This window comes from Kitasatospora sp. NPDC001119, assembly GCF_053598475.1.
The window spans coordinates 36,553-62,937 of sequence record NZ_JBSFKI010000040.1 but is presented as its reverse complement, the minus strand read 5'-3'; the positions used below and the strand labels follow the sequence as shown (position 1 = coordinate 62,937).

Genomic DNA, 26,385 nt, shown 5'->3' with positions numbered 1-26,385 from the left:
CGGGGGGCGGACGAAAGCCCGACACTGTTGCGAAACGATCTCCCGTGCAAGCGATTTCACGTCCTGATGGGTTCTCTCCCGCATTCTCCCGTGAGGTTGGATTGCACATTCGGCAGCGCAGATTCCTGACCGCGACCACCGCCGTCACCCTGGCCTCCGGCCTGGCCGCCGTCGGGGTCGCGGCCGTCTTCGCCGCGCCGGAGGCCGTCGCGCTGTCCCCGGGCGCCCGGACCCGACCCTCGCCGGTCACGATCGCCTTCGGCGGCCTTCCCGGCACCGTCACGGCGGGGGGCGCGCCGGTGGAGTTCACCGCGACGCTCCGGAACACCGCCGACCACCGGCTGGACGTGCCGTCCTCGGCCTTCGTCGTCGCGGACGCCGGCGCCGGCGCGGGGCAGGGCCACTTCCGGCTGGAGTACCGGGCGCCCGGCGGCACCCGGTGGCAGGACGCCAGGGCGAACCCCGCGGGCACGGGCGCCGTCTGGGCGCTCGACCAGCCCGCCGTGCTGTCGCTGCCGGCCGGCGCCGAGGCCGTCTACCGGCTGCGGCTCACCGTCACCGCCGACGCCCCGGCCGGCCGGGTGGCACCGGGCTTCGACTCCGTGGTCTCGGACCCGGCCCTGCCGCCGGAGCAGCGCGCCACCGACGCGAGCAGCGGCCGCCCGGAGCTGGTCATCGTTCCGGCGGGGGCGCCGACCACCGCGCCGGCGACCGCACCGGCCACGGCGCCGCCCGCCCCGGCGGCCACCGCGGAGGTCGGGCTCCACGGCGTGCCCGTCGTGTTCACGGTGGGCGGCGAGGCGAGGCCGTTCACACTGGTCCTCACCAACCGGAGCGGCCGGGAGCTGCGGGTCGTGCCCGCGGTCGTGTTCCAGGGGGCGGCCGAACTTCCTTCGGATACGGTCGAGTTGGAGTTCCGTGGCGCCGACGGGCAGTGGCGGGGCGCCACCCCGGGCCGCGGCCCGGGGCACCCGAACCGGCTCGACTTCGCGCTGCGGACCGGGGACGGGGACGCCGACGTCATCACGCTGGCGAAGGGCGAGAGCCGCACCGTCGACCTCCGGCTGGCCTTCACCAAGGACGCGCCGATCCTGTTCGAGTCCCTGACGGCCGTGTCGCGCACCCTGCCGGAGCGGGGCGAGAGCGCGGCCGAGGCGGCCGGTCCGGCGGCCGACTTCATCACCGTGGCCGCGACGGGCGCCACCGCCGCACCCGCTCCGACCTTCGTGGACTCCGCCCCGGACCCGGACGTGCCGGAGCGGGCCGCCGCCCCGGTCCTCCCGGTCGTGCGGGCCACCGGCACGTCGCCGAGCCCGGCGGGGGCCGGCTCGCCGGTGGTCACCGCCGCCGCCCCGGCCGGGGACGGCGGGCTGGCCTCCACCGGCGGCGGCAGGGCCACGGAGCCGATGGCGATCACCGGGGCGACCGCGATCGCCCTCGGCCTCGGCACCCTGGTGGTGGCGTGGCGCCGCAACCGCGTGCGGGGCGGCACCGGGGACTGAGCCGGACACGCCGGAAGGCCCGCCCGTCGCCGCTTCGCAGCGGGTGACGGGCGGGCCTTCCGGCGTTCGTACGGCGGTACGGCTCGGCTCGGCGCGATCAGCCGGCCGGGTGCTGCGGCGGCTGCGGCTGCGCGTACGGGTTGTCCGCCACCGGCTGCGGCGGGACACCCGGCTGGTACGGCGAGGCGCCCGGCGCCGGGGCGGGCGGCACGGGGGCACCGGCCGGCGGCGGGACGGGCGCGCCCGGCTGCGCGGCGTACGGGGCCTGCGGGGCGTTGGGGTTGAACGGCGGCTGCGGCGCCTGCGGGGCGTTGGGGTTGAACGGCGCGTTGGGGTTGAACGGCGCCTGCTGGGCGGCGTTCGGGTTGAACGGCGCGTTCGGGTCGAACGGGGCGGCCGCCTGCGCGGGCTGCTTCTTGGCGTTGCTGCGCTCCACCAGCGCCTTCACCGAGGCGACGATCATGCCGACCGGCAGGATGAACGCCTTGAAGAAGATGGTGTACGTGCCGCCCTCGAAGACGAACGCCAGGTAGTAGGCGTACCCCAGGAACGCGAGGCCGAGGACGAGGTTGAGGATGCGCAGGCCGACCTTCAGTCCGCCGGCCGCGACCCCGAGGGCCACCATGATGGCGCCGCTGAGGGCCAGCAGTACGACGTACCAGGAGAAGAGCGGTTCGGCGCTGAAGTCGAGATTGTTCACGGGGGCTTTCCTGGGAGGGGAAGGAGAAAAACGGCGGGAACCGTTCGGGGACGACAGCGCACAGTACTGGAGGCGGCCGACATCCGTCGCCGCCTTTGTGTCACGGTGTCATTGCGCCGGTCCGGAGCGGGAGTAGACGAGGTGGGGAAATGACGGGGTTTGAGGTGCTGCGGGTCTTTTGCGGGCCCGACGGGAGCCACGGGAACGCGCTCGGGGTGGTGCGCGACGGCGCCGCCGTGCCGGGTCGCGCGGACCGGCAGCGGGTCGCGCGCGAACTGGGCTTCAGCGAGACGGTGTTCGTCGACGACCCGGAGCGCGGGGAGATCGACATCTACACCCCGTCGGTGCGCCTGCCGTTCGCCGGCCACCCGTGCGTGGGCGCCGCCTGGCTGCTCGGGGTGGACCGGTTGGTCACGGCCGCCGGCGAGGTGGCCGTGCGGCGCGAGGGCGGGCTGATCCGGATCGAGGCCCGGCCCGAGTGGGCCCCGGGGCGCACGCTGCGGCCGTACGGTTCGGCGGCCGAGGTGGAGGCGCTGGAGGTGCCGCCGCCGGGGGAGTGGGTCTACGCCTGGGCCTGGCAGGACGAGGCGGCCGGCACCGTCCGGGCCCGGGCCTTCCCCGGGCGGGGCGACGGGATCGACGAGGACGAGGCGACCGGTGCGGCCGCCCTGCTGCTGGCCGCGCACCTCGGCCGGGCGCTGACCATCACCCAGGGCCGGGGCTCGCGGCTGCTGGCCGGGCCGCGCCCGGGTGGGCTGGTCGAGGTCGGCGGCCGGGTGGTCCGGGACCCGCGGCCGGATCAGCCGGCCGGGGGCGTCGGCTCCGCGTAGGCGCGCCGCCGGGCGGCGGGCGTGACGGCGGCGACCGAGGTGGCGGCCGCGGCCGAGGTGGCGGCGGCGACCGAGGCGACGGCCGGCGGCACCGAGAGCACCGTCATCCGGGGCACCCGCGGCCGCCGGTCCCGCAGCAGGTGCCGCAGGCCCGGGACGAGCGCGAGGTGGACGACGGCCACGCCGACCACGGCGAGCAGGATGTGGTCCACGTTGAGGACGTGCCCGGGTGCCCAGGAGGAGAGGAACTCCAGCGCGGTCGCCAGCAGCGCGGAGGCGCCGGTGGTGCGCAGGAAGGACGGCAGCCAGGGGGCCCGGAGCCGGCCGCCGGCCAGCGGCAGCAGGACCCCGAGCGGGGCCAGCAGCAGGAGTTCGCCGACCACCTGCCAGCCGCTGGAGGAGCGGAGCGAGGCGAACGGCGTCAGGTTGGCGTCGTACACCCAGGCCACCGGCAGCGGTCTCAGCACCAGCCAGAGCACCAGTGCCAGGTGGCCGGTGAGGCCCGCCAGTCCGGCCAACCGGAGGGGACGGTGGACGGCCGCCGCCGGGTTGCTCTCGGTCCCCGCGCCGGAACGCTCGTCGCGTGTCCTGGTGCCATCTCGCTGCACGGGGGGAAGGACGTGGGCCGACGTCACGTCGGTTCCACACCCGGCGTGAACATTCCCAAACGCGCCCCCGAACCCCCTTCCCGCCCCCCTCCCGCCCCTTGCCGGCGGCCTGCCCGCAGGGCGGCCCGCTCGCCGGGCGGGCCACTTGCAGGGCGGCCCACCCCCAGGGCGGGCTACCGGCAGGGCGAGGCCGTCGGCACCGCGCTGAACACGTTGTCCGGCGGCGGGCTGCCCGGCGCCACCGGGGTGGGCGACGGGCTCGGGCTCACGCCCGCCTTGGTGCCGCGGGTCGGGGACACGGTCGGGGCCGGGCCCGGCGGGGTGGCCAGGGCCGCCGGTATGTGCGGGGAGGTCGGGCAGGCCGTCCGGCTGGCGGGCGCGCCGGCGTCGACCGGCACGGCGGTCGGCCGGATGCCGCAGCCGGAGGCCAGCGCGACCAGCAGCAGCACGCCGGCGCCGCGGCGCAGGACGGTGCGGGGGACAACGGTGTCGGTGGGGCTGGTCACGTGGCGTCCTTGTCCTCGGCGGCGTCGCCGGCGGGGCCGCCCTCGGCCTCGCCCGCGGACGGCGGAGGCGGCGGGGCCAGCGGCAGCGTCAGGGTGAACACCGCGCCGACCTCCCCGTTCGCCGCCGTGATCGTTCCCCCGTGTATCTGCGCGTTGGCCATCGCGATCGACAGGCCGAGGCCGCTGCCCTCCGAGCGGGCCCGCCCCCGGTCCGCCTTGTAGAAGCGGTCGAAGACGTGCGGCAGCACGTCCTCCGGGATGCCCGGGCCGCTGTCGGAGACCTCGACCACGACCGACTCCCCGTCCTGCCGGACCTTGACCCGCACCGGCGAGCCGCCGTGCTTCAGCGCGTTGCCGATCAGGTTGGCGAAGACCACGTCGAGCCGGCGCGGGTCGACCACGGCCAGGATGCCGCGCGGGGCGTCCAGTTCGACCGCGTCGTACCAGGCCCGCCCGTCGATGCAGGACATGATCAGGTCGGCGATGTCCACCTCGTCGGCGACCAGCCTGGCGGTACCGGCGTCGAAGCGGGTCACCTCCATCAGGTTCTCCACCAGGTCGGACAGCCGCCGGGTCTCGCTGACCACGAGCCGGACGGCCGGCTCGATCATCGGGTCCAGCGACTCGGCCTCGTCCTCCAGGATGTCCGTCACGGCGGTCATCGCGGTCAGCGGGGTGCGCAGCTCGTGCGACATGTCGGCGACGAACCGCCGGCTCTGCGCCTCGCGCGCGCTCAGCTCCTCGACCTGCTCGTGCAGCTGCTCCGCCGTCCGGTTGAAGGTCCTCGCCAGGTCGGCGAGCTCGTCCGAGCCGTCGACCTCCAGCCGGGTGTCCAGGTGCCCCTCGCCGAGCCGCCGGGCGGCGTCGCCGAGCCGCTTGACCGGCCGCAGCACGGTGGCCGAGGCGGCCTGGGCGAGCAGTGCCGAGCCGATCAGCGCGAACAGCGTGGCGATCGCCAGCGACCAGCCCAGGGTGTTGAGGTCGGCCCGCTCGTTCTCCAGCGACTTGAACATGTACGCCGTCGGGCCGTTCGGCACCACCTTGGTGCCGCCGATCACGAACGGCCGGCCCTCCAGGTTCTGCCGCTGCCAGTACAGGTGGTACGGGTACGGGTTGTTCTCGGTGATCTCGCGCGGCTTGGCGACGGTGGACTGCAGCGCGGTCGGCACGTCGGCCAGCGTGAAGTGCGCGGGGTCGGAGGAGGCCGGGCACTCCGGGTGCGCCGCGTCGACCACCACCACGTCGTACGTCAGGCCGGAGCTGGCCACGGTGGACGCCAGCGAGGCCAGCTCCTGGCAGGTCGCGTTCAGCGGCAGGTCGGAGACGTTGCGGGTGAGCGAGACCCGGAAGTCGTTCAGCACGGTGTTCTGGGCGCGCTTGAGCACCGCGTCGCGGTTCAGCCAGTACGCGATGCCGGAGGCCGAGACGGCGGCGAGCAGCGCGACGGCCGCGAACACCGCGATCAGCCGCACCCGCAGGGAGCGCAGCCGACGCCACCGGCCCGTCGAGAACCGCCGGGCAGTCGTCTGATGGTCAGTCACAAGAGCCTGTCGTGGTACGGGAGTTCAGAGGTCGGGGGAGGGGCCGGCGGCCGGGTCGCGGGGTCAGGCCGGCGGGTCCAGCCGGTAGCCCACCCCGCGGACGGTGCGGATCAGCGTCGGCGCGGACGGCACGTCCTCGACCTTGGCCCGCAGCCGCTGCACGCACGCGTCCACCAGGCGGGAGTCGCCGAGGTAGTCGTGCTCCCAGACCAGCCGCAGCAGCTGCTGGCGGGAGAGCGCCTGGCCGGGGCGGCGGCTGAGCTCCAGCAGCAGCCGCAGCTCGGTCGGGGTGAGCTGGAGGTCGAGTCCGTCCTTGGTGACGGTCATCGCCGCGCGGTCGATCACCACGGTGCCGTAGGCCGAGGAGTCCGAGCTCTCCCGCTCGCCGCGCCGCAGCACCGCCCGGATCCGGGCGTCCAGCACCCGCGGCTGCACCGGTTTCACGACGTAGTCGTCCGCGCCGGACTCCAGGCCCACCACCACGTCGATGTCGTCCGAGCGGGCGGTCAGCAGGATGATCGGCAGCTGGTCGGTGCGGCGGATCCGGCGGCACACCTCGAAGCCGTCGATGCCGGGCAGCATCACGTCGAGCACGATCAGGTCGGGCCGCTGCTCCTTGAAGAGACGCAGACCGTCCTCACCGGAGGCAGCGGTGGCCACGCGGTGGCCCTGGCGGGTGAGGGCGAGTTCGAGGCCGGTCCGGATGGCGTCGTCGTCCTCGATCAGAAGGAGGAAAGGCACGGCCCCATTTTGGCCCACCGGCAGCGCCGAATCACCCCCCGGACCACCCACCGTCCCTTCTGGAACCGGAACGCGTGCCACCGGCGTCAGGTTCACAGGGGGGCGGTCCGGGACTTTCGGACGGCTCCTGTGACACCCCTGTGACAGTCGGCGGACAGCGCCATCACAACCGGCGGGCAGGATTTTCCATGTCGCCGCAGGACAGCGGGCCGCAAGGCCGGCTGAAGGGCGGCTACCGGAACCGCTCGTACCGACCCAGGGGGCGCACGATGAACGCCACGCTTCAGACCCGGACCAACCCGGCTGTCCGCACCGCGCGTTCGTCAGCCACGTCCCACCGGACCCGGTACGAGGTCAGGACCGACGAGAACTCCGGTGCCGTGACCGTGCGGGGGTGCGCGCACAGCACCGGTGGAAACCCTGTCGCCCGTCGGGTGAGCGGCGGCGGCAGGACGGGGGAGCTGTACGGGATCGGCCGTCTGGGGAGTTCGGCCGACTCCGCCACCACCCTCACGCTGCGGGGGATCCTCCCCGTCCGCGTCGAGGGCAAGGACGCCCCGGGGGGGAACCGGGGGACCGGGGGGAACGGTCTGCGGACGGTCGGTTCGGGGGAGCCGACCGGTCGCGAGGCCGCCGGTGCGACGCTGCTGCGGCTGAACCCCGCGGCGGCCCGCACCACCGAGGCCGGGCAGGGAGGCGCGCAGGGGGAGCACCCGGCCGTCGCGGAGGACCACATCACGGAGTTCACCGCGTACGTGCGCGAGCGCCGCGCCTCCCTGTACGCCACGGCCTACCACCTGACCGGTGACCGCTACGAGGCCGAGGACCTGCTGCAGAGCGCGCTCTTCAGCACCTACCGGGCCTGGGGCCGGATCACCGACAAGGCCGCGGTCGGGGGCTACCTCCGCCGCACCATGACCAACCTGCACATCTCCGCCTGGCGGCGCCGCAAGGTCAACGAGTACCCGACCGAGGAGCTGCCGGAGACGGCCGGCGACACCGACGCGATGGGCGGCACCGAGCTGCGCACCGTGCTCTGGCAGGCGCTGGCGAAGCTGCCGGAGAACCAGCGCACCATGCTGGTGCTGCGGTACTACGAGGGCAAGACCGACCCGGAGATCGCCGGCGTGCTGGGGATCAGCGTCGGCACGGTCAAGAGCAGCATCTGGCGCGCCTTGCGCCGGCTGCGCGAGGACGAGCACCTGAACAAGTCCGGCGACACCGTCCGGGCGTTCGGCGAGCTGGTCGCGTAACGAGGACTCCCGTCGGGGGACGGGAAGCGGACGGTCACGGTCCGGGGGCAGCGGCTCGGGGGAGCACGCCCGTGGGGGAGCCGAAGACCGTTCGGGGAAGGCGAAGGGCCCGGTGCGGGGGAGACGCACCGGGCCCTTCGTCATGCCCTGGGGGTTCGGCCGTACCGGGCTCGGCCGTACGGGGTTCAGGCGGCGGAGAGCTCGCCGGCCCGGGTCGCGGCGCGGATCCGCCGCTCGGCCTCCGGCCCGGCGCACGCGTACGAGCCGAGCGCGACCTGCCGTCCGACGATGGACCGCTCGGCCCGCATCAGCCGCAGGCCCCGGCGCAGCAGCACCGGCAGCGACTTGCGGCCCTCCCGGACGTCCCGGCGCAGCCGGCGCCAGGCCGTGGTGAGCGCGCCGTTGCGCAGGCACAGGGCGTCGCCGAGCAGGCCCTGGTCGGCGCACTCGGCGGTGATCTCGGCGGCGAAGATGCCCTCCGCGATGAACGCGTCCGCCCCGTCCAGCTCCAGGCCGCGGGTGCCGATCCGGCCGTTGTCCGGGATCGAGTACACCGGGACGTCGGTGCGGCCGTGCTCGTGCAGGGCGCGGATCGCGGCGACGGCCTGGTCGCGGTGCCAGGCCAGCGGGGAGTCCCAGTCGACGGCGCCGTCCGGCAGCCGCGGCAGGGTCGGGTCGTCCCCGTCCTTGTAGAAGTCGTCGAGCTGGAGCACCGGCAGGCCGCTGCGCTCGGCGAGCGAGGACTTCCCCGACCCGGAGGGCCCGGAGAGCAGGATCACCCGGGCATGCCCGGTCGGTGCGGGGTTCATGGGGGAGTCACTCACGGGACACCAGTCTGACGCATCCCGGCCGGTTGCCGAAACCGGCCGGGGCGGACCTTCTACCGCGCCCCTGGCTTCGACTGTGACGCCGGGTCGGCGAGGGCGACGTGGACCATCGGCAGGTAGCGGCTGTCCACCTGGAGGTAGACCGGTTCGTCGGCGCCGGGCGGCAGGTAGGCGGTGGCGGCCCAGTCCGGGCTGTGCCAGGTGTCGGGCTCGGGCTCGTGGAAGGTCCCGCCGGCGGGCAGTTCCCGCCGGCCGGTGTCGCGGGTGACCAGGGCCACGATGTCGGCGCCCGGCCTGATGCGCAGGCTGCCGTTGACGTAGTCGGGCTGCCGCTCGGACCGGGCCGAGCAGGGCACCCTGACCGGGCGGCCCGCGGCCAGCCGCCGCCTGGTGCGGGCCACGTGCCACGTGCGGTAGAAGCCGTCCGCGAACAGTGCCGTCAGCTCGCCGATGAACTCGCCCATGCGTCCCCCCGGTCGTTCCCCCGGCCGTCTCCGTCACCGGTGATTCTGGCCGGGCCGGTGGGGCGGGCGGGAGCGTCGAAAGTCGGCGGCGCGGGTGACGAAAGTCGACGGGCCGACGGCGGGAGCACCCCGGGAACGCCGACGGACCCGCGCCAGGGGGGGAGAGGCGCGGGTCCGTCCTGTGACCGTCCGGGCCCTGGGGGGTGAGGGCACTGGGGACGGCCAGTCTGTGGAGTTGTTACCCGGAGTGCCGGAGGTCAGATCCCCTTCGGGTGCCAGACCGTCTTCGTCTCCAGGAACGAGAGTAGCCGCTTTGTACCCGGCGCATTGGTCCAGTCCTGGGCGAACGGGTCCAGCGCCGGACGGACCACCCTCTTCAGGGTATCCGCGGCGGCCGCCTCCAGCGCGTACGCCGCGCCGGGACCGTCGGCGGCGATGGCCCCGGTGAGGTCCAGCGCGTTGACGTCCTGGTGCGAGGCCAGGGTGGGGGCGATGTCCGCGGTCCGGCCCGAGACGATGTTGACCACGCCGCCCGGGACGTCCGAGGTGGCCAGCACCTCGCCCAGCGACAGCGCGGGCAGCGGGGCGTCCGCGGCGGCCGCGACCACGACCGTGTTCCCGGTGGCGATCGCCGGGGCGATCACCGAGACCAGGCCGAGCAGCGAGTGCCCGTACCCGGCCTGCGGGGCGACGACCCCGACCACACCGGTCGGCTCCGGGGACGAGAGGTTGAAGTACGGACCGGCGACCGGGTTGGCGCCGCCCGCGATCTGGGCGACCTTGTCGGTCCAGCCCGCGTACCAGACCCAGCGGTCGATCGCGGCGTCCACCAGCGCGGCGGCCTTCTTCGGGCCGATGCCCTCGGAGACGGCCACCTCGGCGGCGAACTGCTCGCGCCGGCCCTGGAGCATCTCGGCCACCCGGTACAGCACCTGGCCGCGGTTGTACGCGGTGGTGCCGGCCCAGCCCTTGACCGCCTTGCGGGCGGCCAGGACGGCGTCACGGGTGTCCTTGCGGGTGCCCAGCGGGACGTTGGCGAGCCACTCGCCCTTTGAGTCGGTCACCTCGTACACCCGCCCGCTCTCGGAGCGCGGGAACTTCCCGCCGACGTACAGCTTGTAGGTCTTGAAGACGTCAAGACGCGTTGCGACATCAGACATCGAGGGCCTCGACATTCAGGTAGGGCTCCAGACCGTGGCGGCCACCCTCGCGGCCGTAGCCCGACTCCTTGTAGCCGCCGAACGGCGAGGTCGGGTCGAACTTGTTGAAGGTGTTGGCCCAGACCACGCCGGCCCTGAGGCGGTCCGCCATCCAGAGGATGCGCGAGCCCTTCTCCGTCCAGATGCCGGCGGAGAGGCCGTACGGGGTGTTGTTGGCCTTCTCGACCGCCTCGGCGGGGGTGCGGAAGGTCAGCACCGACAGGACCGGGCCGAAGATCTCCTCCTGGGCGATCCGGTGGGCCTGGCTGACGCCGGTGAACAGGGTCGGCTTGAACCAGAAGCCGGTGCCCGGGAGTTCGCACTCCGGCGACCAGCGCTCGGCGCCCTCGGCCTCGCCGGCGTCGGTCAGCGCGGTGATCCGGGCCAGCTGCGCGGCGGAGTTGATGGCGCCGATGTCGGTGTTCTTGTCCAGCGGGTCGCCGACCCGCAGGGTGCCCATCCGGCGCTTCAGGGCGTCCAGCAGCTCGTCCTGGACGGACTCCTGGACCAGCAGGCGCGAACCGGCGCAGCAGACGTGGCCCTGGTTGAAGAAGATGCCGTTGACGATGCCCTCGACGGCCTGGTCGATCGGCGCGTCGTCGAAGACGATGTTCGCGGCCTTGCCGCCCAGCTCCAGCGAGAGCTTCTTGCGGGTGCCGGCCAGCTGCTTGGCGATGGCGCGGCCGACCGGGGTGGAGCCGGTGAACGCGACCTTGTTGACGTCCGGGTGGGAGGTCAGCGCGGCGCCGGTGCGGCCGTCGCCGGTGACGATGTTGACGACGCCCTTCGGCAGACCGGCCTGGCGGCAGATCTCGGCGAAGCGCAGCGCGGTCAGCGGGGTGGTCTCGGCCGGCTTCAGCACGACCGTGTTGCCGGTCGCCAGCGCGGGCGCGATCTTCCACGCCAGCATCAGCAGCGGGAAGTTCCACGGGATGACCTGGCCGGCCACGCCCAGCGGCTTCGGGTTGGGACCGAAGCCGGCGTAGTCCAGCTTGTCGGCCCAGCCCGCGTAGTAGAAGAAGTGGGCGGCGACCAGCGGCAGGTCGACGTCGCGGGTCTCGCGGATCGGCTTGCCGTTGTCGATCGACTCCAGCACGGCCAGCTCGCGGCTGCGCTCCTGGATGATCCGGGCGATCCGGAACAGGTACTTGGCGCGCTCGCTGCCGGGCAGCGCCGACCAGTCGGCGAAGGCCTTGCGGGCGGCGGCGACCGCGCGGTCCACGTCCTCCTCGGTGCCCTGGGCGAACTCGGCGAGCACCTGCTCGGTGGCCGGGTTGACCGTCTTCAGGGCCTCGTTGCCGGAGGAGTCGACGAACTCGCCGCCGATGAAGTGGCCGTAGGAGGTGGCGATGTCGCCCGCGGCGGCCGGCGACTCGGGGGCCGGGGCGTAGGCGAAGAGGCCGCCGGCGGGCTTGGCCACGGGCTCCTCGGTGTTCTTCTTCTTGGCCATGGTGATCAGTCCACCGTCACGTAGTCGGGGCCGGAGTAGCGGCCGGTGGCCAGCTTCTGGCGCTGCATCAGCAGGTCGTTGAGCAGGCTGGAGGCGCCGAAGCGGAACCAGTGCTGGGTCAGCCAGTCGTCGCCGAGGGTCTCGTTGACCATCACCAGGTACTTCATGGCGTCCTTGGTGGTGCGGATGCCGCCGGCGGGCTTGACGCCGACCTGGACGCCGGTGGCCGCGCGGAAGTCGCGGACCGCCTCCAGCATCAGCAGGGTGACCGGCGGGGTCGCGTTGACGGCGACCTTCCCGGTGGAGGTCTTGATGAAGTCGGCACCGGCCAGCATCGCCAGCCAGGAGACCCGGCGGACGTTGTCGTAGGTCTGGAGCTCGCCGGTCTCGAAGATCACCTTGAGGTGGGCGGAGCTGCCGTCGGGGCGCTTGCACGCCTCCTTGACGGCCACGATCTCGTTGAAGACGTCGAGGTAGCGGCCGGAGAGGAAGGCACCGCGGTCGATCACCATGTCGATCTCGTCGGCACCCGCGGCCACCGCGTCGGCGGTGTCGGCGAGCTTGACCGGGAGGGCGGCGCGGCCGGCCGGGAAGGCGGTGGCCACGGAGGCGACCTGGATGTCGGTGCCCTCCAGGGCGGCCTTCGCGGTGGCGACCATGTCCGGGTAGACGCAGATGGCGGCGACGCGGGGGGTGGTCGGGTCGGTCGGGTCGGGGGTCCTGCCCTTGGCGCACAGTGCGCGCACCTTGCCGACCGTGTCCGCGCCCTCCAGCGTGGTCAGGTCGATCATCGAGATCGCCAGGTCGATGGCGTACGCCTTCGCCGTGGTCTTGATCGAGCGGGTACCGAGAGCGGCGGCACGCGCCTCCAGGCCGACCTGGTCGACGCCGGGCAGGCCGTGCAGGAACCGGCGGAGCGAGGCCTCGGACGCAGCAACGTCCTGAAGGCCGCTGCCCGCAACGCCGAGGGCATTGGCTGCAACAGTGGACATAGTCACCAGAGCAGCATATCTACGCGCGTAGTGGGCCGCCAGGGCACCTGCCATTCGTGGCCGGACCGAGACCTCAGGGTGAGGGGCATGGGGCAGAATCGTCGACATGACCGATTCCGACGGCAAGCCCGGCCAGGGCCCCGCCGCCCCCGACGGGGAGCCCGAGTACGCGGACCGCGTGTACCGCTCTGTCCCCGGTGTGATCTCCGGAGTGCTGCTGCTGGTGGTCGCCGCCTGGCTGATCGGCGACGCGGTGGTGAGCGGGACGGGCAAGACGCCGTACGTCTCGCTCGCCGCGGTGCCGGTGTTCGCCTTCCCGGTGATCGCGTACACGCTGCGCCCGGCCGTGACGGCCGGCCGCGACCGGCTGGTGGTGCGCAACCCGTGGCGGACCGTCGTCGCGCCGTGGGCCTCGGTGGACGCGCTGCGCGCGGGGTACTCGGTCGAGCTGCTCGCGGGCGGGAAGAAGTTCCAGGTCTGGGCGGTGCCGGTGTCGCTGCGGCAGCGCAAGCGGGCCACCCGGGCGCAGAACCCCAGCGCCGCCGAGCACGCCTCCCGGACCGGCCTGGGGCTGGGGATGGCCAAGCGGACCAACCCGGTCGTCCAGGGCTCGCCCGACCCCACCCGCGCCTGGTCCGACCAGGTCACCGCCGTCCTCCAGGAGCTGGCCGAGCGCAACGCCGCCCGCCCCGCTGCCGCGGGCCCGGTCGAGGTCCGCTGGTGCTGGTGGGTCATCGCCCCCACCCTGCTCGGCCTGGTCGCGCTGATCACCGTCATCGCGGTCTGACACCGCGCAAACGCGATGGAGGGGCCCGCCGGTCACGACCGGCGGGCCCCTCCACGTGCGCGCGGGGATCAGGCGGTGATGCCCGCCGCGTCGGCGAGGTCCCGCTTGACGGTGGCGAGCAGGGCGGCGGCGCGCTCGCGGACCGGGGCCAGGTCGGCGGCCGAGGCGACCGGGAGGACGACCTCCAGGTAGCACTTGAGCTTGGGCTCGGTGCCGGAGGGACGGACCACGATGCGGGCGGAGCGGACGCCCTCGCCGGCCAGGTAGTAGCGCAGGCCGTCGGTGGGCGGCAGCTCGGCGGAGCCGGCCGACAGGTCGTCGGCGCGGGTCACCCGGAGGCCGGCCAGCACGGTCGGCGGCTGCTCGCGCAGGCGGCGCATGGCGTCGGCGATCAGCGAGAGGTCCTGGACCCGGACGGAGAGCTGGTCGGTGGCGTGCAGGCCGTGCTCCAGCGCCAGGTCGTCCAGCAGGTCGGACAGGGTGCGGCCGGACTTCTTGAGGGTGGCGGCCAGCTCGGCGACCAGCAGGGCGGCGGTGATGCCGTCCTTGTCCCGGACGCCCTGCGGGTCGACGCAGTAGCCGAGCGCCTCCTCGTAGCCGTAGCGCAGGCCCTGGGCGCGGGAGATCCACTTGAAGCCGGTCAGCGTCTCGGCGTAGCCCAGGCCCGCGGCCTCGGCGATCCGGCCGAGCAGGGTGGCGGAGACGATGGTGGTGGCGAAGGTGCCCTCGGCCTTCTTCGCGACCAGGGCCGAGCCGAGCAGCGCGCCGACCTCGTCGCCGCGCAGCATCCGCCAGCCGGAGGTGCCGTTGCCGGCGCCGGCCGCGTTGCCGTTGACGGGGACGGCCACCGCGCAGCGGTCGGCGTCCGGGTCGTTGGCGATCACGATGTCCGGGCCGACGGTGGCGGCGGTGCGGAAGGCGAGGTCCATCGCCCCCGGCTCCTCCGGGTTGGGGAAGGCCACGGTCGGGAAGTCCGGGTCGGGCTCGGCCTGCTCGGCGACCACGGTGGGCGCGGGGAAGCCGGCCCGGCGGAACGCGGCGACCAGGGTGTCGCGGCCGACGCCGTGCATCGGGGTGTAGACCACCTCCAGGTCGCGCGGGCCGTGCTCGTCGACGATGGAGACGGCCCGGTCCAGGTAGGCCTCGACGACCTCCTCACCGAGCACCTCCCAGCCCGACGCGGCGCGCGGGACGTCGTCCAGCGAGCCGATCGCGTCGATCCTGGCGGCGATCCCGGCGTCGGCCGGCGGGACGATCTGCGAGCCGTCGCCCAGGTAGACCTTGTAGCCGTTGTCCTGCGGCGGGTTGTGGCTGGCGGTGACGGTGACGCCGGCGGCCGCGCCCAGGTGGCGGACGGCGAAGGCGAGCACCGGGGTCGGCAGCGGGCGCGGCAGCAGCGCGGCGCGCAGGCCGGCGCCGACCACCACGGCCGCGGTGTCGCGGGCGAAGTCGTACGACTTGTGGCGGGCGTCGTAGCCGATGACGACCAGGTCGCCCAGGCCCTGCTGCTTGACGTACGCGACCAGGCCGGCGGCGGCCCGGATCACCACGGCGCGGTTCATCCGCATCGGACCGGCACCGAGTTCGCCGCGCAGGCCGGCGGTGCCGAACTGGAGCCGGTCGGAGAAGCGCTCGGCGAGCTCCGCCCAGGCGAGCTTGCCGTCGGTCTCGACCTCCGGGGCCTCGGCCCGGGCCAGCAGGGCGGCGAGCTCCTCGCGGGTCTGCGGGTCGGGGTCCTCGGCCAGCCAGGTCCGGGCCCGGGCGAGGAGGTCGGTGGTGGGTGCCTGCGTCATGCCAGCTCCATGGGGACGTGCGTCGGTGTGTCGGCCGGAGGTTCCGCTGTGGGTCGGGAGGGTTCCGCTGGGACCGGAGGGTTCCGCAAGGAAGGGGGTCGCGCATGCGGACGGGGCCCACGGGAGGGCGTGATCAGCGGATCACGCCGCCCGTGGGCCCCGTCAGTCATGATTCTGCGCCCGCCGGGCGTCAGATCCGCTCAAGGACCTTCGCCAGCAGCTCGCCCATGCGCTCGGCGGAGGCCTTGCCGGCCTCCAGCACCTCGGCGTGGTTGAGCGGCTCGCCGGTCATGCCGGCGGCCAGGTTGGTGACCAGGGAGATGCCGAGCACCTCGCTGCCGGCCTCGCGGGCGGCGATGGCCTCCAGGGTGGTGGACATGCCGACCAGCTCGCCGCCGATGACCCGGGCCATGTTGACCTCGGCCGGGGTCTCGTAGTGCGGGCCGCGGAACTGGACGTAGACGGCCTCGTCCAGGGACGGGTCGATCTCGCGGCAGAGCTCGCGCAGGCGCTTGGAGTACAGGTCGGTGAGGTCGACGAAGTTCGCGCCGACGATCGGGGAGTCCGCCGTCAGGTTGATGTGGTCGCTGATCAGGACCGGCTGACCCGGGGTCCAGCCCTGGCGCAGGCCGCCACAGCCGTTGGTCAGCACGATGATGCCGCAGCCGGCCGCGGCGGCGGTGCGCACGCCGTGGACGACGGTGGCCACGCCGTGGCCCTCGTAGTAGTGGTTGCGGCCGAGGAAGATCAGGGCGCGCTTGTCGCCGATCTTCACCGAACGGATCGTGCCGGCGTGGCCGGCGACGGCGGGGGCGGGGAAGCCCGGGAGCTCGGTGACCGGGAACTCGGCCACGGTCTCGCCCAGGGCGTCGGCGGCCGGCACCCAGCCGGAGCCCATCACCAGGGCGACGTCGTGCCGCTCGGCACCGGTCAGCTCGCGCAGGCGCTCGGCGGCGGCCTGGGCGGCGGCGTAGGGGTCGGCGGAGACGACCGACTGAGGAGAAGCGTTCACGGGTCAGAGGATAGACGGGTTTCGGCTACGCGCGTAGAAATTCAGCCGCGGCATGCCGGATCGTTACCCGGTTGACCCGAAAACACAGCTCGGTGACGCTTTTCGGGTGAGCGGGCCGTCGGATCGCACACAACCCGGGTGCCGCGCCGGGCCTTTCCCTCCGGGCGGTCGCTTCGTGCGCGTGCCGTCGTGGCCCGTTTCCCGGCGGGCCGGTCCGGGGCCGGCGGCGTTACGGTGACGGTCGGGGCCCGAGGGGCCGAGGGGGCCGATCCTTCGTCGCCGGTCCGGTCCGCGGCTCCGGCGGGGCGCCAGGACGGGGTCGACCGCCATGGGGAACACGGACAGTCGGTACCCGCCGCCCGCGGCGCCGCCCGGGCCCGCGCCGGTGGACCTGGCGGCCCGGGTGGACGCGTTCACCGCGGACTTCTTCCCGAGCGGCCGGTACACCGTGCCGGGCGCGGCCCAGCGCCGGGCGGTGGCCGACGGCGTGCTCGGCGCGCTGGACGGCCGGACCGGGGACGCCGAACGGGCGCTGGCCCGGGCCGGGTACCGGATCACCGGGTTCACCGAGGCCATGACCGGCCGCCCGGTCACCGAGATCGCCGAGACCGCCGCCGGGGACGGCCGCGGCTGGGGCCGGGTCTACCTGGACCGCTCGGCCCGCCCCGCCTGGTCCGTACAGGTGCCCCACCCGGCCTCGGACGTCCGCACCGAGGCGCTCGGGGTGGAGCTGTTCCGGGCCGTGCCGGGCGGCGTGCTGGTGCTCGCCGGGGCGCACCGCCGGGCCGGGGCGGACGGCTCCTCGGACGTCGCGCACCGCAGCGACACCGTCTTCGCCGCCGTGGTCGAGGCGCTCACCCTGCGCGGCCTGCCCGGCATCCAGCTGCACGGCTTCGGCGCGGCCAGTCTGCCCGGGCGGGACGCGGTGGTCTCCAGCGGCGCCGGGCGGCCGGGCCCGGCCGCCGAGCTGACCGCCGCGGGGCTCGGCGGGGCCGGCCTCGTGGTCCGCCGGGCCTGGCGGGAGCCGGGTGCGCGGCTGGCCGGCGCCACCAACGTGGCCGGCCTGTTCGCGGCCGGGCTCGGGGTGCCGTGGCTGCACGTCGAACTGGCGTACGGGGTGCGCGCCGACCCGGCCCGGCGCGCGGCGGTGGCGCGGGTGCTCGCGGCGACCGTGCGCGGCTGGGACGCGGATCAGCAGGGGCGGCGGCGCAGGTCCATCACGTAGTCGTGCGGTGCGCCGGCGCTCTCCGCGGCGTCGGCGACCAGGCCGAGGTAGCGGGCCGCGGGCAGGCCGCCCTCGTAGTCGTTGAGCACGTACGTCCAGACCGGGATGTCCCCGTCCAGGGTCTGCGCGCGCAGCTTGATCTTGCGGTAGATGCCGAGCTGGACGCCCTCCCAGCGGTCCAGGCCCTCCTCGTCCATCGGCGCGACGTCGTACAGCGAGACGAAGACCTGGTCCTTCTCGTCCTCGACCACGGTGGCCAGCGAGCCCTCCCAACCCAGCTGCTCGCCACCGAAGGTGAGCCGCCATCCGGCTAGCCACCCCGTGCCGCGCAGCGGGGAGTGCGGGGCTCGGCGGGTCATCTGCCGGGCATCGAGGTTGGTGGCATACGCGGCGTAAAGGGGCATGGGGGCCAGGGTAGCCCGGGCGGCGGGCGGGCCGGGGCGACTGGACGAACGTACGGGAGCCCCGACCCCGGCGTGGCGGCGCCGCGGGCGTGCGGGACAATGGGGAACGTGACTCGGATCGTGATCATCGGTGGCGGACCCGGCGGCTACGAGGCGGCCCTGGTCGCCGCACAGCTCGGCGCGGAGGTGACCGTCGTCGACACCGACGGTCTGGGCGGATCGGCGGTGCTCACGGACTGCGTTCCGTCGAAGACCCTGATCGCGACCGCGGAGGTGATGACCACCTTCGACAGCTCGTACGAGGAGCTGGGCATCCTGGTCGCGGACGACACCCCGCCCGTCGAGCAGGCGGCCCGGGTGATCGGCGTGGACCTGGGCAAGGTCAACCGCCGTGTGAAGCGCCTGGCGATCGCGCAGTCCCACGACATCACCCAGTCCGTCACCCGGGCCGGCGTCACCGTGCTGCGCGGCCGCGGCCGGCTCGGCACCGGCGGGCAGGCCGTGGACGGCTCCCGCGAGGTGCTGGTGGACGCGCCCGACGGCACCGTGCAGTCGCTGCACGCCGACGCGGTGCTGATCGCCACCGGCGCCCACCCGCGCGAGCTGCCGGACGCCCAGCCGGACGGCGAGCGGATCCTCACCTGGACCCAGGTGTACGACCTGGAGGAGCTGCCCCGCGAGCTGATCGTGGTCGGCTCCGGTGTGACCGGCGCCGAGTTCGCCGGCGCGTACCAGGCGCTCGGCTCCAAGGTGACCCTGGTGTCCAGCCGCGACCGGGTGCTGCCGGGCGAGGACCCGGACGCCGCCGAGGTGCTGGAGGACGTCTTCCGCCGCCGCGGCATGAACGTCATGGGCCGCTCGCGCGCCGAGAGCGTCAAGCGGATCGGCGACCGGGTCGAGGTCATGCTGGCCGACGGCAAGGTGATCGAGGGCACCCACTGCCTGATGGCGGTCGGCTCCGTCCCCAACACCTCCGAGATGGGCCTGGAGGAGGCCGGGGTCAAGCTCAACGACTGGGGCCAGATCCAGGTCGACCGGGTCTCCCGCACCACCGCCCCCGGCGTGTACGCGGCGGGCGACTGCACCGGCGTCTTCATGCTCGCCTCGGTGGCGGCCATGCAGGGCCGGATCGCGATGTACCACGCGCTCGGCGACGCGGTGCAGCCGCTGAACCTCAAGACCGTGGCCTCCAACGTCTTCACCGACCCGGAGATCGCCACCGTCGGCTACACGGCGGCCGACGTGGAGTGCGGCAAGATGGACGCCGTCGTGGTCAAGCTCCCGCTGCGCGGCAACCCGCGGGCGAAGATGCAGGGCATCCGGGACGGCTTCGTGAAGCTGTTCTGCCGCCCGGGCACCGGCATCGTGGTCGGCGGCGTGGTCGTCGCCCCGCGGGCCAGCGAGCTGATCCACCCGATCTCGCTCGCGGTGGACGCCAATCTGACGGTCGAACAGGTGGCCAGCGCCTTCACCGTCTACCCGTCCGTCTCCGGCTCGACCGCCGAGGCCGCCCGGCAGCTGCACATCCGCAAGCGGGTCGACGGCGAATCCTGAGCGTCCGGCGCACAGTTGAGGGCGGTTGCCGATCGGCGACCGCCCTTCGCGCGGGCATGGCCGTCACCCGGACGGCGGGCGCAGTTCCGGGCCATTGACGGCGCGTATTCTACGGTCACGCGCCGCTCGTGCGTGAGCAATTCCCGCTACTAGCTGCAAACGCCTGAAAGCAGACGGTCACGCAGGTTACCGTCGGTTCTGTGTTTGCAGCAGAACGTCGCCAGTTGATCCTCGAAATGGTGCGCGCCAACGGAGCCGTCTCGCTCCGGGAGTTGGCCCGCGTCGTCCAGACCTCCGAAGTGACCGTGCGCCGTGACGTGCGGGCGCTGGAGGCAGAAGGGCTCCTCGACCGCCGGCACGGCGGCGCGGTGCTCCCCGGCGGCTTCAGCCGCGAACCCGGATACCCGCAGAAGACCCACCTGTCCGCGGCGGAGAAGAGCGCCATCGCGGACTTCGCCGCCGGCCTGGTGGAGGAGGGGGACGCGGTGGTGGTCGGCGCCGGCACCACCACCCAGGAGCTGGCCCGCCGGCTGGCCCGGGTGCCCGGGCTGACGGTGGTCACCAACTCGCTGCTGGTCGCCCAGGCCCTGGCGCACGCCAACCGGGTCGAGGTGGTGATGACCGGCGGCACCCTGCGCGGCTCCAACTACGCGCTGGTGGGCAGCGGCGCGGAGCAGTCCCTGCAGGGGTTGAGGGTCAACAAGGCCTTCATCTCCGGCAGCGGTCTGACGGCCGAGCGCGGGCTGTCGACGGCGAACATGCTGTCCGCGAGCGTGGACCGGGCCATGGTGCTGGCGGCCGCCGAGGTGATCGTCCTCGCCGACCACACCAAGCTCGGCGCGGCCGGCATGTTCCAGACCGTCGCCACCGAGACCATCACCCGCCTGGTCACCGACGAGCAGGCCACCGCGGACGACAGCACCGTCCGCGAGCTGGACGCGCTCGCCGACTGCGGGGTGCAGGTCGACCTGGCCCCGCTGGGCGCCGGCCCGGGCGGTGACGCCCCGGTGCACGGCACCGGCAGCGGCCCGATGCACCAGCCCCAGCCCGGCCCGATGGCCCGCCGCGGCGGCCCGCCCCCCGGCGGCGCCCCGCTGCCCGGCCAGCGCCGCCCCGGGGCGCACGGCGGGCCCGTCGCCCCGGGCGGCATGCCGGCCAGGCTGGCCGAACTGGGCCTGCCGCGCGGGCGCTGAGCCCGCACGGTCCGCGGAAACGGGACCGGTCCGCACACCCCCGAGGGGCGTACGGACCGGTCCGGGGTCAGGGACGGTGTCAGTCCTTGATCTCGCAGAGCGCGGCGCCGCTGCTGACGCTCGCGCCGACCTCGGCCTTGAGGCCGGTGACGGTGCCCGCCTTGTGGGCGTTCAGCGGCTGCTCCATCTTCATCGCCTCCAGGACCACGATCAGCTCGCCCTCGGCGACGACCTGGCCCTCCTCCACGGCGACCTTGACGATGGTGCCCTGCATCGGCGAGGCCAGGGTGTCGCCGCTGACGGCCGAGCCGGCCTTCTTGGCGCCCACCCGGCGCTTGGCCTTGGCGGAGCCCGCCGCACCGGCCGCCGGGGCCGCCGTGACGCCCAGCGAGGACGGCAGCGAGACCTCGATCCGCTTGCCGCCGACCTCGACCACCACGGTCTCCCGGGTCTCGGCCTCCTCGCCGTCACCGGCCGCGCCGGCGAACGGCGGGATGGTGTTGTCGAACTCGGTCTCGATCCACCGGGTGAAGACCGTGAACGGCCCGTCGCCGCCGTGCACCTCGGGCGCGAACGCCGGGTCGGTGACGACCGCCCGGTGGAACGGGATGGCGGTGGCCATGCCCTCCACCTTGAACTCGGCCAGCGCGCGGCGGGCCCGCTCCAGGGCCTGCTTGCGGTCGCGGCCGCTGACGACCAGCTTGGCCAGCAGCGAGTCCCAGGCCGGGCCGATGACCGAGCCGGTCTCCACGCCCGAGTCCAGGCGCACGCCCGGGCCGGACGGCGGGGCGAACAGCGTCACGGTGCCGGGCGCGGGCAGGAAGTTCCGGCCCGGGTCCTCGCCGTTGATGCGGAACTCGAAGGAGTGGCCGCGGACCTCGGGGTCGCCGTAGCCGAGCTCCTCGCCGTCGGCGATCCGGAACATCTCGCGGACCAGGTCGAGGCCGGTGACCTCCTCGGTGACCGGGTGCTCCACCTGGAGACGGGTGTTGACCTCCAGGAAGGAGATCGTGCCGTCCAGCGCGACCAGGAACTCGCAGGTCCCGGCGCCCTCGTAGCCGGCCTCCTTCAGGATGGCCTTGGACGCCCGGTACAGCTCGGCGTTCTGCTCGGCGGTCAGGAACGGCGCGGGCGCCTCCTCGACCAGCTTCTGGTGGCGGCGCTGGAGCGAGCAGTCACGGGTGGAGACGACCACCACGTTGCCGTGCTTGTCGGCCAGGCACTGGGTCTCCACGTGCCGCGGGTTGTCCAGGTAGCGCTCGACGAAGCACTCGCCGCGGCCGAAGGCGGCGACGGCCTCGCGCACCGCGGACTCGTACAGCTCGGGGATCTCCTCCAGCGTGCGGGCGACCTTGAGGCCGCGTCCGCCGCCGCCGAAGGCCGCCTTGATGGCGACCGGCAGGCCGTGCTCCCGGGCGAAGACGACGACCTCGTCGGCGCCCGAGACCGGGTCCGGCGTGCCGGCCACCAGCGGGGCACCGGCCCGCTGGGCGACGTGCCGGGCGGTCACCTTGTCGCCGAGGTCGCGGATGGCCTGCGGCGGCGGGCCGATCCAGATCAGACCCGCGTCGAGGACGGCCTGGGCGAAGTCGGCGTTCTCCGACAGGAACCCGTAGCCGGGGTGGATGGCGTCCGCACCGGAGTCGGCGGCCGCCTTGAGGACCTTGGCGATGTCCAGGTAGCTGGTAGCGGGGGTGTCACCGCCCAGCGCGTAAGCCTCGTCGGCCGCGCGGACGTGCAGCGCATCCCGGTCCGGCTCGGCGTAGACGGCGACGCTGGCGATACCGGCGTCCGAGCAGGCACGGGCGACGCGGACAGCGATTTCCCCGCGGTTGGCGATGAGCACCTTGCGCACTGTGGCTCCCTTCTTGAACCTCGTTGAGTTTATGGATTCCTGGGCAGTACCGGCGAGTAGCCCCGGGTTGTGAACTATCCCACACGCTCGGTGATGGGTTTTCCGGGCCCGCGGGCGGCCCCGTGGACGACGCCGCAGGTCGGCGCCGGTCCGCCCGGATCGGCGGGGGCCACAGCGGGTGACCGGCCCGCGGCGCGGCGGGAGGGTGGCATGGGCCACAGTCTCGCGCGGGCCGCTCAAGCGGCGCCGGAGCGGGCGGCGGGCCGCCGCAGCGCCTCGGCCGTCACATCGGCCGCCACCTCGACCATGTCCGGCCCGTACGCCTCCGGGTTGACGACCCGCAGGACGAGCGCGAAGGTGCCGTCCTGCCCGTGCCTCCGGGCGAGTTCGCGGTGGTGGGCGACCAGGTAGCGCACCCCGGCCTGGTTGGCGGTGCCGGTCTGGCCGGAGACCAGGAACACCGGGCGGCCGCCGTCCGGGGTGGCGATCCGGGCGAGCAGGACGTGCGTCTCGTCCGGGCCGGCGGTGAAGTCCCGCTCGCCCACCACGAGGACGTTGCTGCCCGGGCCCGGCCCCGAGGTGATCAGCACGCCCGGCAGGCCCCAGGCCAGGTGGGCGGCCATCCGCTCGTTGCTGACCGGACCGCCCAGGCACAGCTCGGTCTTGGCGCCCAGGCCGCGGTGCGCGGCGTCGTGGGCCACCAGCTCGGGCCGCGCCCCGCACTCCTCGACCAGCCCGGCCAGCCACATCAGCGCGTACGCGTCGCGCCGGGTCACGGTGTGGGCGTGCGAGCCCGTCCCGATGCTGCGCGGCACCACGATCAGGCACTCGCTGCCGCCCGGCAGCCCGAAGAACGCCCGCACCCGTTCGACCCTGCGGCGCCGCCGCAGCGCCTGGGCGAGCCAGCCGAGGCCGGCGCTGATCGCGCTGGCCACCAGGCCGAGCACCACGTTGAGCACGCTGTCGGTCATCTGCCGCGTCCCCTCCCCCCGTTCGAGACCGCGGTCAGCTTAGGGCCACGACCGCGGGCTCCGGCAGGTCAGTTCGCCCACAGATCCGTGATGCGCACGTCGAGGTCGGCGAGCAGCCGGCGCAGCAGCGGCAGGGAGAGGCCGATGACGTTGCCCGGGTCGCCGTCGATGCCGTCGATGAAGGGCGCGGAGCGGCCGTCCAGGGTGAACGCCCCGGCCACGTACAGCGGTTCGCCGGAGGCCACGTACGCGGCGATCTCGGCGTCGTCCGGGGTGCCGAAGCGGACGGTGGTGGAGGCGGTGGCCGAGGACTGCCGGCCGGTCGCGGTGTCGATCACGCAGTGGCCGGTGCGCAGCACGCCGGAACGCCCGCGCATCGACTGCCAGCGGGCCAGCGCCTCGGTGGCGTCCGCGGGCTTGCCGAGGGCCCGGCCGTCCAGTTCCAGGACGGAGTCGCAGCCGATCACCAGCTCGCCGTCGGCGAGTTCGGCGGCGACGGCCTTCGCCTTGGCCTCGGCCAGGACGAGGGCGAGCTCGGCGGGGGTGGCGGCGGTGATCGCGTCCTCGTCGACGCCGCTGACCACCACGCGCGGGTCGAGGCCCGCCTGGCGCAGCAGCCCGAGGCGGGCGGGGGAGGCGGAGGCGAGGACGAGGGGGCGCTGGTCGGTCATGTCCACCAGCGTAGGGGGTGCCGGTGTCCGCCGTTCGGGTGAACGGCTCAGGTGAAGGAGCGGGAGATCATGATCAGCACGGCGCCGACCAGCACGAGGGCGGCGAGCACCTTGCCGGCCCGCTGCATCCGCTCCTGCATCCGACGGGCCTCGGGCGAGGGCTCGTCACGGGGGTCTGACCAGAGCACCCGTCCAGAGTGCGCCGCGCGGGGGTGCGGGCGCCTGAGTATCCGTACTCAGGTTTCGGGCAAAGCGGGCGCCGGGCGCCCGGTACGGCACGGAGGGGGAGGGCGGCGGGGCCGTCCTCCCCCTCCACGCCGCGGAGTTCAGTGCGCCCAGCCCGAGGTCCGCCAGGCGTTCGGGCCCGGACGGGCGGCGAGACGGAGCCGGCGGGCGCGGTCGCCCCAGGGGGAGTCCGGGCCGGCGCCGGCCCTGCGGGCCGCCTCGGCGGCGGCCTGTGCGGCGGCGGCCCGGGCCTGGACCACCGCCAGGACGGTGGCCAGCTCCTCGGGGGTCGGCTGCCCGTGCAGCACGTGGATCGACATGGCTGGTTCTCTCCCGACAGGGACGGGGCCTACAGGGGGATGTTGCCGTGCTTCTTCGGCGGCAGCACCTCGCGCTTGCCGCGCAGCGCCCGCAGGCCGCGGACGATGTGCCGGCGGGTCTCGCTCGGCGCGATCACCGCGTCCACGTAGCCGCGTTCGGCGGCCAGGTAGGGGTTCAGCAGGGTTTCCTCGTACGAGGCGATCAGCTCGGCCCGCTTCTCCTCGGCGGTGCCGGCCGCCTCGGCCTCGGCGATCTCCCGGCGGTGCAGGATGTTGACCGCGCCCTGCGCGCCCATCACGGCGATCTGCGCGGTCGGCCAGGCCAGGTTGAGGTCGGCGCCCAGGTGCTTGGAGCCCATGACGTCGTAGGCGCCGCCGAAGGCCTTGCGGGTGATCACGGTGATCAGCGGGACGGTGGCCTCGGCGTAGGCGTAGATCAGCTTGGCGCCGCGCCGGATGATGCCGTCCCACTCCTGCTCGGTGCCGGGCAGGAAGCCGGGCACGTCCACGAAGGTCAGCACCGGGACGTTGAAGGAGTCGCAGGTGCGGATGAAGCGGGCGGCCTTCTCGCTGGCGTTGATGTCCAGGCAGCCGGCCAGGTCCATCGGCTGGCTGCCGACGATGCCGACGGACTGGCCCTCGACCCGGCCGAAGCCGGTGATGATGTTGCCCGCGAACAGCGGCTGGGTCTCCAGGAACTCGCCGTCGTCGACGATGTGCTCGATCACCTTGCGCATGTCGTACGGCTGGTTCGCCGAGTCCGGCACGATGGTGTCGAGTTCGAGGTCCTGCGCTGTGACGGTGAGATCGGCCTGCTCGGGGTAGGACGGCGGGTCGCTCAGGTTGTTGGAGGGCAGGTACGAGAGCAGGCTCTTGACGTACTCGATCGCCTCCTTCTCGTCCGCGGCCAGGTAGTGGGCGTTGCCCGACTTGGTGTTGTGGGTGCGCGCGCCGCCCAGCTCCTCCATCGCGACGTCCTCGCCGGTGACGGTCTTGATCACGTCGGGGCCGGTGATGAACATGTGCGAGGTCCGGTCGGCCATCACCACGAAGTCGGTGATCGCGGGGGAGTACACCGCGCCGCCCGCGCAGGGGCCCATGATCAGCGAGATCTGCGGGATGACGCCGGAGGCGTGCACGTTGCGGCGGAAGATCTCGCCGTACAGGCCGAGCGAGACCACGCCCTCCTGGATCCGGGCGCCGCCGGAGTCGTTGATGCCGATGACCGGGCAGCCGGTCTTCAGCGCGAAGTCCATCACCTTGACGATCTTCTCGCCGAAGACCTCGCCGAGCGAGCCGCCGAAGACGGTGAAGTCCTGGGCGAACACGGCGACCTGGCGGCCGTCCACGGTGCCGTAGCCGGTCACCACGCCGTCGCCGTACGGCCGGTTCCTCTCCTGGCCGAAGTTGGTCGAGCGGTGCCGGGCGAACTCGTCGAACTCCACGAAGGAGTCCTCGTCCAGCAGTTCCACGACCCGTTCACGGGCGGTCAGCTTGCCCTTGGCGTGCTGCTTCTCCACGGCCTTGGACGAGCCGGAGTGCACCGCCTCGTCCAGCCTGCGCCGCAGGTCGGCGAGCTTGCCGGCGGTGGTGTGGGGGTCGTACGGCGCCTCGGTCATCCGGTGGCTCTCCCTGATCCATGGCCGCGACCTGTTCGAGTGCGCGCGGGGCCGGGTGGTGGGCCCGCGCATGAGGGCAGGGCGGCGCTACGAACTACCGCTGGGTAGCGTAGCCAGCGCGGAGGGCTGTCCGGCACGTCCCG

The 26,385-nt window shown here is 73.9% G+C and carries 26 protein-coding genes; 7 read left to right on the top strand and 19 right to left on the bottom strand.

The window, feature by feature from the left end:
• The first annotated feature begins 101 nt into the window (after positions 1-101).
• Entirely contained in the window at positions 102-1,502 is a 1,401-nt protein-coding gene (locus ACWDD9_RS35430) for a hypothetical protein (RefSeq protein ID WP_449813904.1), read from the top strand.
• Between the two features lie 97 nt (positions 1,503-1,599).
• On the opposite strand, the gene ACWDD9_RS35425 is transcribed toward ACWDD9_RS35430, so the two are convergent.
• Positions 1,600-2,202, bottom strand: coding sequence for a hypothetical protein (locus ACWDD9_RS35425; RefSeq protein ID WP_449813903.1), 603 nt, complete (start codon positions 2,200-2,202; stop codon positions 1,600-1,602).
• Between the two features lie 149 nt (positions 2,203-2,351).
• Between ACWDD9_RS35425 and ACWDD9_RS35420 the strand changes: the two genes are divergently transcribed.
• A complete protein-coding gene (locus ACWDD9_RS35420; protein WP_380779931.1) occupies positions 2,352-3,032 on the top strand; it encodes a PhzF family phenazine biosynthesis protein in 681 nt (226 codons plus the stop codon).
• Here ACWDD9_RS35420 and ACWDD9_RS35415 read toward each other — a convergent pair.
• From ACWDD9_RS35415 to ACWDD9_RS35400, 4 genes are all read right to left on the bottom strand, one after another.
• On the bottom strand, positions 3,002-3,640 hold the full coding sequence (locus ACWDD9_RS35415) for a VanZ family protein (protein ID WP_158077740.1): 639 nt from the start codon (positions 3,638-3,640) through the stop codon (positions 3,002-3,004). The two genes, ACWDD9_RS35420 and ACWDD9_RS35415, sit on opposite strands and share 31 nt — an antisense overlap.
• A 173-nt stretch (positions 3,641-3,813) precedes the next feature.
• Complete coding sequence (locus tag ACWDD9_RS35410; protein WP_074003907.1) at positions 3,814-4,146, bottom strand: hypothetical protein; 333 nt, start codon at positions 4,144-4,146, stop codon at positions 3,814-3,816.
• The gene (locus ACWDD9_RS35405; RefSeq protein WP_049654103.1) at positions 4,143-5,687 is read right to left on the bottom strand and encodes a sensor histidine kinase; all 1,545 of its coding nucleotides are present in this window, start codon (positions 5,685-5,687) and stop codon (positions 4,143-4,145) included. Before ACWDD9_RS35405 ends, ACWDD9_RS35410 begins: the two co-directional genes overlap by 4 nt.
• A 63-nt stretch (positions 5,688-5,750) precedes the next feature.
• Positions 5,751-6,428: a response regulator transcription factor gene (locus ACWDD9_RS35400; protein WP_049654100.1), complete on the bottom strand. Its 678-nt coding sequence runs from the start codon at positions 6,426-6,428 to the stop codon at positions 5,751-5,753.
• Positions 6,429-6,808: 380 nt separating this feature from the next.
• Here ACWDD9_RS35400 and ACWDD9_RS35395 point away from each other — a divergent pair, with 380 nt between their 5' ends.
• Positions 6,809-7,681 (top strand): SigE family RNA polymerase sigma factor, encoded by an 873-nt coding sequence (locus ACWDD9_RS35395; protein WP_416873751.1) that lies wholly within the window; start codon positions 6,809-6,811, stop codon positions 7,679-7,681.
• A gap of 185 nt (positions 7,682-7,866) precedes the next feature.
• Here ACWDD9_RS35395 and ACWDD9_RS35390 read toward each other — a convergent pair whose 3' ends face one another.
• The 5 genes from ACWDD9_RS35390 to deoC all read right to left on the bottom strand — a co-directional run bounded on the left by ACWDD9_RS35390 (position 7,867) and on the right by deoC (position 12,613).
• Positions 7,867-8,505, bottom strand: coding sequence for an ATP-binding protein (locus tag ACWDD9_RS35390; RefSeq protein ID WP_375876652.1), 639 nt, complete (start codon positions 8,503-8,505; stop codon positions 7,867-7,869).
• A 56-nt stretch (positions 8,506-8,561) separates the two neighbouring features.
• Complete coding sequence (locus tag ACWDD9_RS35385; protein ID WP_449813902.1) at positions 8,562-8,972, bottom strand: hypothetical protein; 411 nt, start codon at positions 8,970-8,972, stop codon at positions 8,562-8,564.
• 257 nt (positions 8,973-9,229) lie between these two features.
• Positions 9,230-10,132, bottom strand: coding sequence for an aldehyde dehydrogenase family protein (locus ACWDD9_RS35380; RefSeq protein ID WP_049654094.1), 903 nt, complete (start codon positions 10,130-10,132; stop codon positions 9,230-9,232).
• Positions 10,125-11,621 carry an aldehyde dehydrogenase family protein gene (locus ACWDD9_RS35375; RefSeq protein ID WP_074003903.1) on the bottom strand — a complete coding sequence of 499 codons (1,497 nt, stop codon included), beginning with the start codon at positions 11,619-11,621 and terminating at the stop codon, positions 10,125-10,127. Before ACWDD9_RS35375 ends, ACWDD9_RS35380 begins: the two co-directional genes overlap by 8 nt.
• Before the next feature lie 5 nt (positions 11,622-11,626).
• Positions 11,627-12,613, bottom strand: a complete 987-nt coding sequence (gene deoC, locus ACWDD9_RS35370; RefSeq protein WP_079272367.1) for a deoxyribose-phosphate aldolase — start codon at positions 12,611-12,613, stop codon at positions 11,627-11,629.
• Between the two features lie 106 nt (positions 12,614-12,719).
• On the opposite strand from deoC, the gene ACWDD9_RS35365 reads away from it, so the two are divergent.
• Positions 12,720-13,400, top strand: coding sequence for a PH domain-containing protein (locus ACWDD9_RS35365; protein ID WP_049654090.1), 681 nt, complete (start codon positions 12,720-12,722; stop codon positions 13,398-13,400).
• Between the two features lie 68 nt (positions 13,401-13,468).
• Here ACWDD9_RS35365 and ACWDD9_RS35360 read toward each other — a convergent pair whose 3' ends face one another.
• On the bottom strand, positions 13,469-15,193 hold the full coding sequence (locus ACWDD9_RS35360; RefSeq protein WP_049654088.1) for a phospho-sugar mutase: 1,725 nt from the start codon (positions 15,191-15,193) through the stop codon (positions 13,469-13,471).
• A 190-nt stretch (positions 15,194-15,383) separates the two neighbouring features.
• Positions 15,384-16,205 (bottom strand): purine-nucleoside phosphorylase, encoded by an 822-nt coding sequence (locus ACWDD9_RS35355; RefSeq protein WP_049654087.1) that lies wholly within the window; start codon positions 16,203-16,205, stop codon positions 15,384-15,386.
• A gap of 328 nt (positions 16,206-16,533) precedes the next feature.
• On the opposite strand from ACWDD9_RS35355, the gene ACWDD9_RS35350 reads away from it, so the two are divergent.
• Positions 16,534-17,430, top strand: a complete 897-nt coding sequence (locus ACWDD9_RS35350) for a hypothetical protein (RefSeq protein ID WP_449813901.1) — start codon at positions 16,534-16,536, stop codon at positions 17,428-17,430.
• On the opposite strand, the gene ACWDD9_RS35345 is transcribed toward ACWDD9_RS35350, so the two are convergent.
• Positions 17,397-17,834: a gamma-glutamylcyclotransferase gene (locus ACWDD9_RS35345; RefSeq protein WP_049660023.1), complete on the bottom strand. Its 438-nt coding sequence runs from the start codon at positions 17,832-17,834 to the stop codon at positions 17,397-17,399. The two genes, ACWDD9_RS35350 and ACWDD9_RS35345, sit on opposite strands and share 34 nt — an antisense overlap.
• 99 nt (positions 17,835-17,933) lie before the next feature.
• On the opposite strand from ACWDD9_RS35345, the gene ACWDD9_RS35340 reads away from it, so the two are divergent.
• Positions 17,934-19,388, top strand: a complete 1,455-nt coding sequence (locus ACWDD9_RS35340; RefSeq protein ID WP_049660024.1) for an NAD(P)H-quinone dehydrogenase — start codon at positions 17,934-17,936, stop codon at positions 19,386-19,388.
• A 200-nt stretch (positions 19,389-19,588) separates the two neighbouring features.
• On the top strand, positions 19,589-20,581 hold the full coding sequence (locus tag ACWDD9_RS35335) for a DeoR/GlpR family DNA-binding transcription regulator (RefSeq protein ID WP_074003900.1): 993 nt from the start codon (positions 19,589-19,591) through the stop codon (positions 20,579-20,581).
• A 79-nt stretch (positions 20,582-20,660) separates the two neighbouring features.
• Here ACWDD9_RS35335 and ACWDD9_RS35330 read toward each other — a convergent pair whose 3' ends face one another.
• The 6 genes from ACWDD9_RS35330 to ACWDD9_RS35305 form a co-directional block, all read right to left on the bottom strand.
• A complete protein-coding gene (locus tag ACWDD9_RS35330; RefSeq protein ID WP_449813900.1) occupies positions 20,661-22,436 on the bottom strand; it encodes an acetyl/propionyl/methylcrotonyl-CoA carboxylase subunit alpha in 1,776 nt (591 codons plus the stop codon).
• Between the two features lie 236 nt (positions 22,437-22,672).
• Positions 22,673-23,407: a hypothetical protein gene (locus tag ACWDD9_RS35325; protein WP_049655766.1), complete on the bottom strand. Its 735-nt coding sequence runs from the start codon at positions 23,405-23,407 to the stop codon at positions 22,673-22,675.
• A gap of 68 nt (positions 23,408-23,475) precedes the next feature.
• Positions 23,476-24,078 carry a nucleoside triphosphate pyrophosphatase gene (locus tag ACWDD9_RS35320; protein ID WP_074003898.1) on the bottom strand — a complete coding sequence of 201 codons (603 nt, stop codon included), beginning with the start codon at positions 24,076-24,078 and terminating at the stop codon, positions 23,476-23,478.
• Between the two features lie 47 nt (positions 24,079-24,125).
• Complete coding sequence (gene mmpB / locus ACWDD9_RS35315; RefSeq protein WP_181970605.1) at positions 24,126-24,266, bottom strand: morphogenic membrane protein MmpB; 141 nt, start codon at positions 24,264-24,266, stop codon at positions 24,126-24,128.
• Between the two features lie 138 nt (positions 24,267-24,404).
• Positions 24,405-24,623 carry an acyl-CoA carboxylase epsilon subunit gene (locus ACWDD9_RS35310; RefSeq protein WP_049655770.1) on the bottom strand — a complete coding sequence of 73 codons (219 nt, stop codon included), beginning with the start codon at positions 24,621-24,623 and terminating at the stop codon, positions 24,405-24,407.
• 29 nt (positions 24,624-24,652) lie between these two features.
• Entirely contained in the window at positions 24,653-26,242 is a 1,590-nt protein-coding gene (locus tag ACWDD9_RS35305; RefSeq protein ID WP_049655771.1) for an acyl-CoA carboxylase subunit beta, read from the bottom strand.
• Between the last annotated feature and the right edge of the window lie 143 nt (positions 26,243-26,385).

Bases quoted from the DNA above. Each gene is read 5' to 3' on its own strand.
- ACWDD9_RS35320 (WP_074003898.1), bottom strand. From the start codon at position 24,078: ATGACCGACCAGCGCCCCCTCGTCCTCGCCTCCGCCTCCCCCGCCCGC.
- ACWDD9_RS35380 (WP_049654094.1), bottom strand. From the start codon at position 10,132: ATGTCTGATGTCGCAACGCGTCTTGACGTCTTCAAGACCTACAAGCTG.
- ACWDD9_RS35375 (WP_074003903.1), bottom strand. From the start codon at position 11,621: ATGGCCAAGAAGAAGAACACCGAGGAGCCCGTGGCCAAGCCCGCCGGC.
- ACWDD9_RS35305 (WP_049655771.1), bottom strand. From the start codon at position 26,242: ATGACCGAGGCGCCGTACGACCCCCACACCACCGCCGGCAAGCTCGCC.
- ACWDD9_RS35310 (WP_049655770.1), bottom strand. From the start codon at position 24,623: ATGTCGATCCACGTGCTGCACGGGCAGCCGACCCCCGAGGAGCTGGCC.
- ACWDD9_RS35350 (WP_449813901.1), top strand. From the start codon at position 16,534: ATGGGGAACACGGACAGTCGGTACCCGCCGCCCGCGGCGCCGCCCGGG.
- deoC (WP_079272367.1), bottom strand. From the start codon at position 12,613: ATGTCCACTGTTGCAGCCAATGCCCTCGGCGTTGCGGGCAGCGGCCTT.
- ACWDD9_RS35385 (WP_449813902.1), bottom strand. From the start codon at position 8,972: ATGGGCGAGTTCATCGGCGAGCTGACGGCACTGTTCGCGGACGGCTTC.
- ACWDD9_RS35365 (WP_049654090.1), top strand. From the start codon at position 12,720: ATGACCGATTCCGACGGCAAGCCCGGCCAGGGCCCCGCCGCCCCCGAC.
- ACWDD9_RS35345 (WP_049660023.1), bottom strand. From the start codon at position 17,834: ATGCCCCTTTACGCCGCGTATGCCACCAACCTCGATGCCCGGCAGATG.
- ACWDD9_RS35420 (WP_380779931.1), top strand. From the start codon at position 2,352: ATGACGGGGTTTGAGGTGCTGCGGGTCTTTTGCGGGCCCGACGGGAGC.
- ACWDD9_RS35360 (WP_049654088.1), bottom strand. From the start codon at position 15,193: ATGACGCAGGCACCCACCACCGACCTCCTCGCCCGGGCCCGGACCTGG.
- ACWDD9_RS35325 (WP_049655766.1), bottom strand. From the start codon at position 23,407: ATGACCGACAGCGTGCTCAACGTGGTGCTCGGCCTGGTGGCCAGCGCG.
- ACWDD9_RS35340 (WP_049660024.1), top strand. From the start codon at position 17,934: ATGGGGAACGTGACTCGGATCGTGATCATCGGTGGCGGACCCGGCGGC.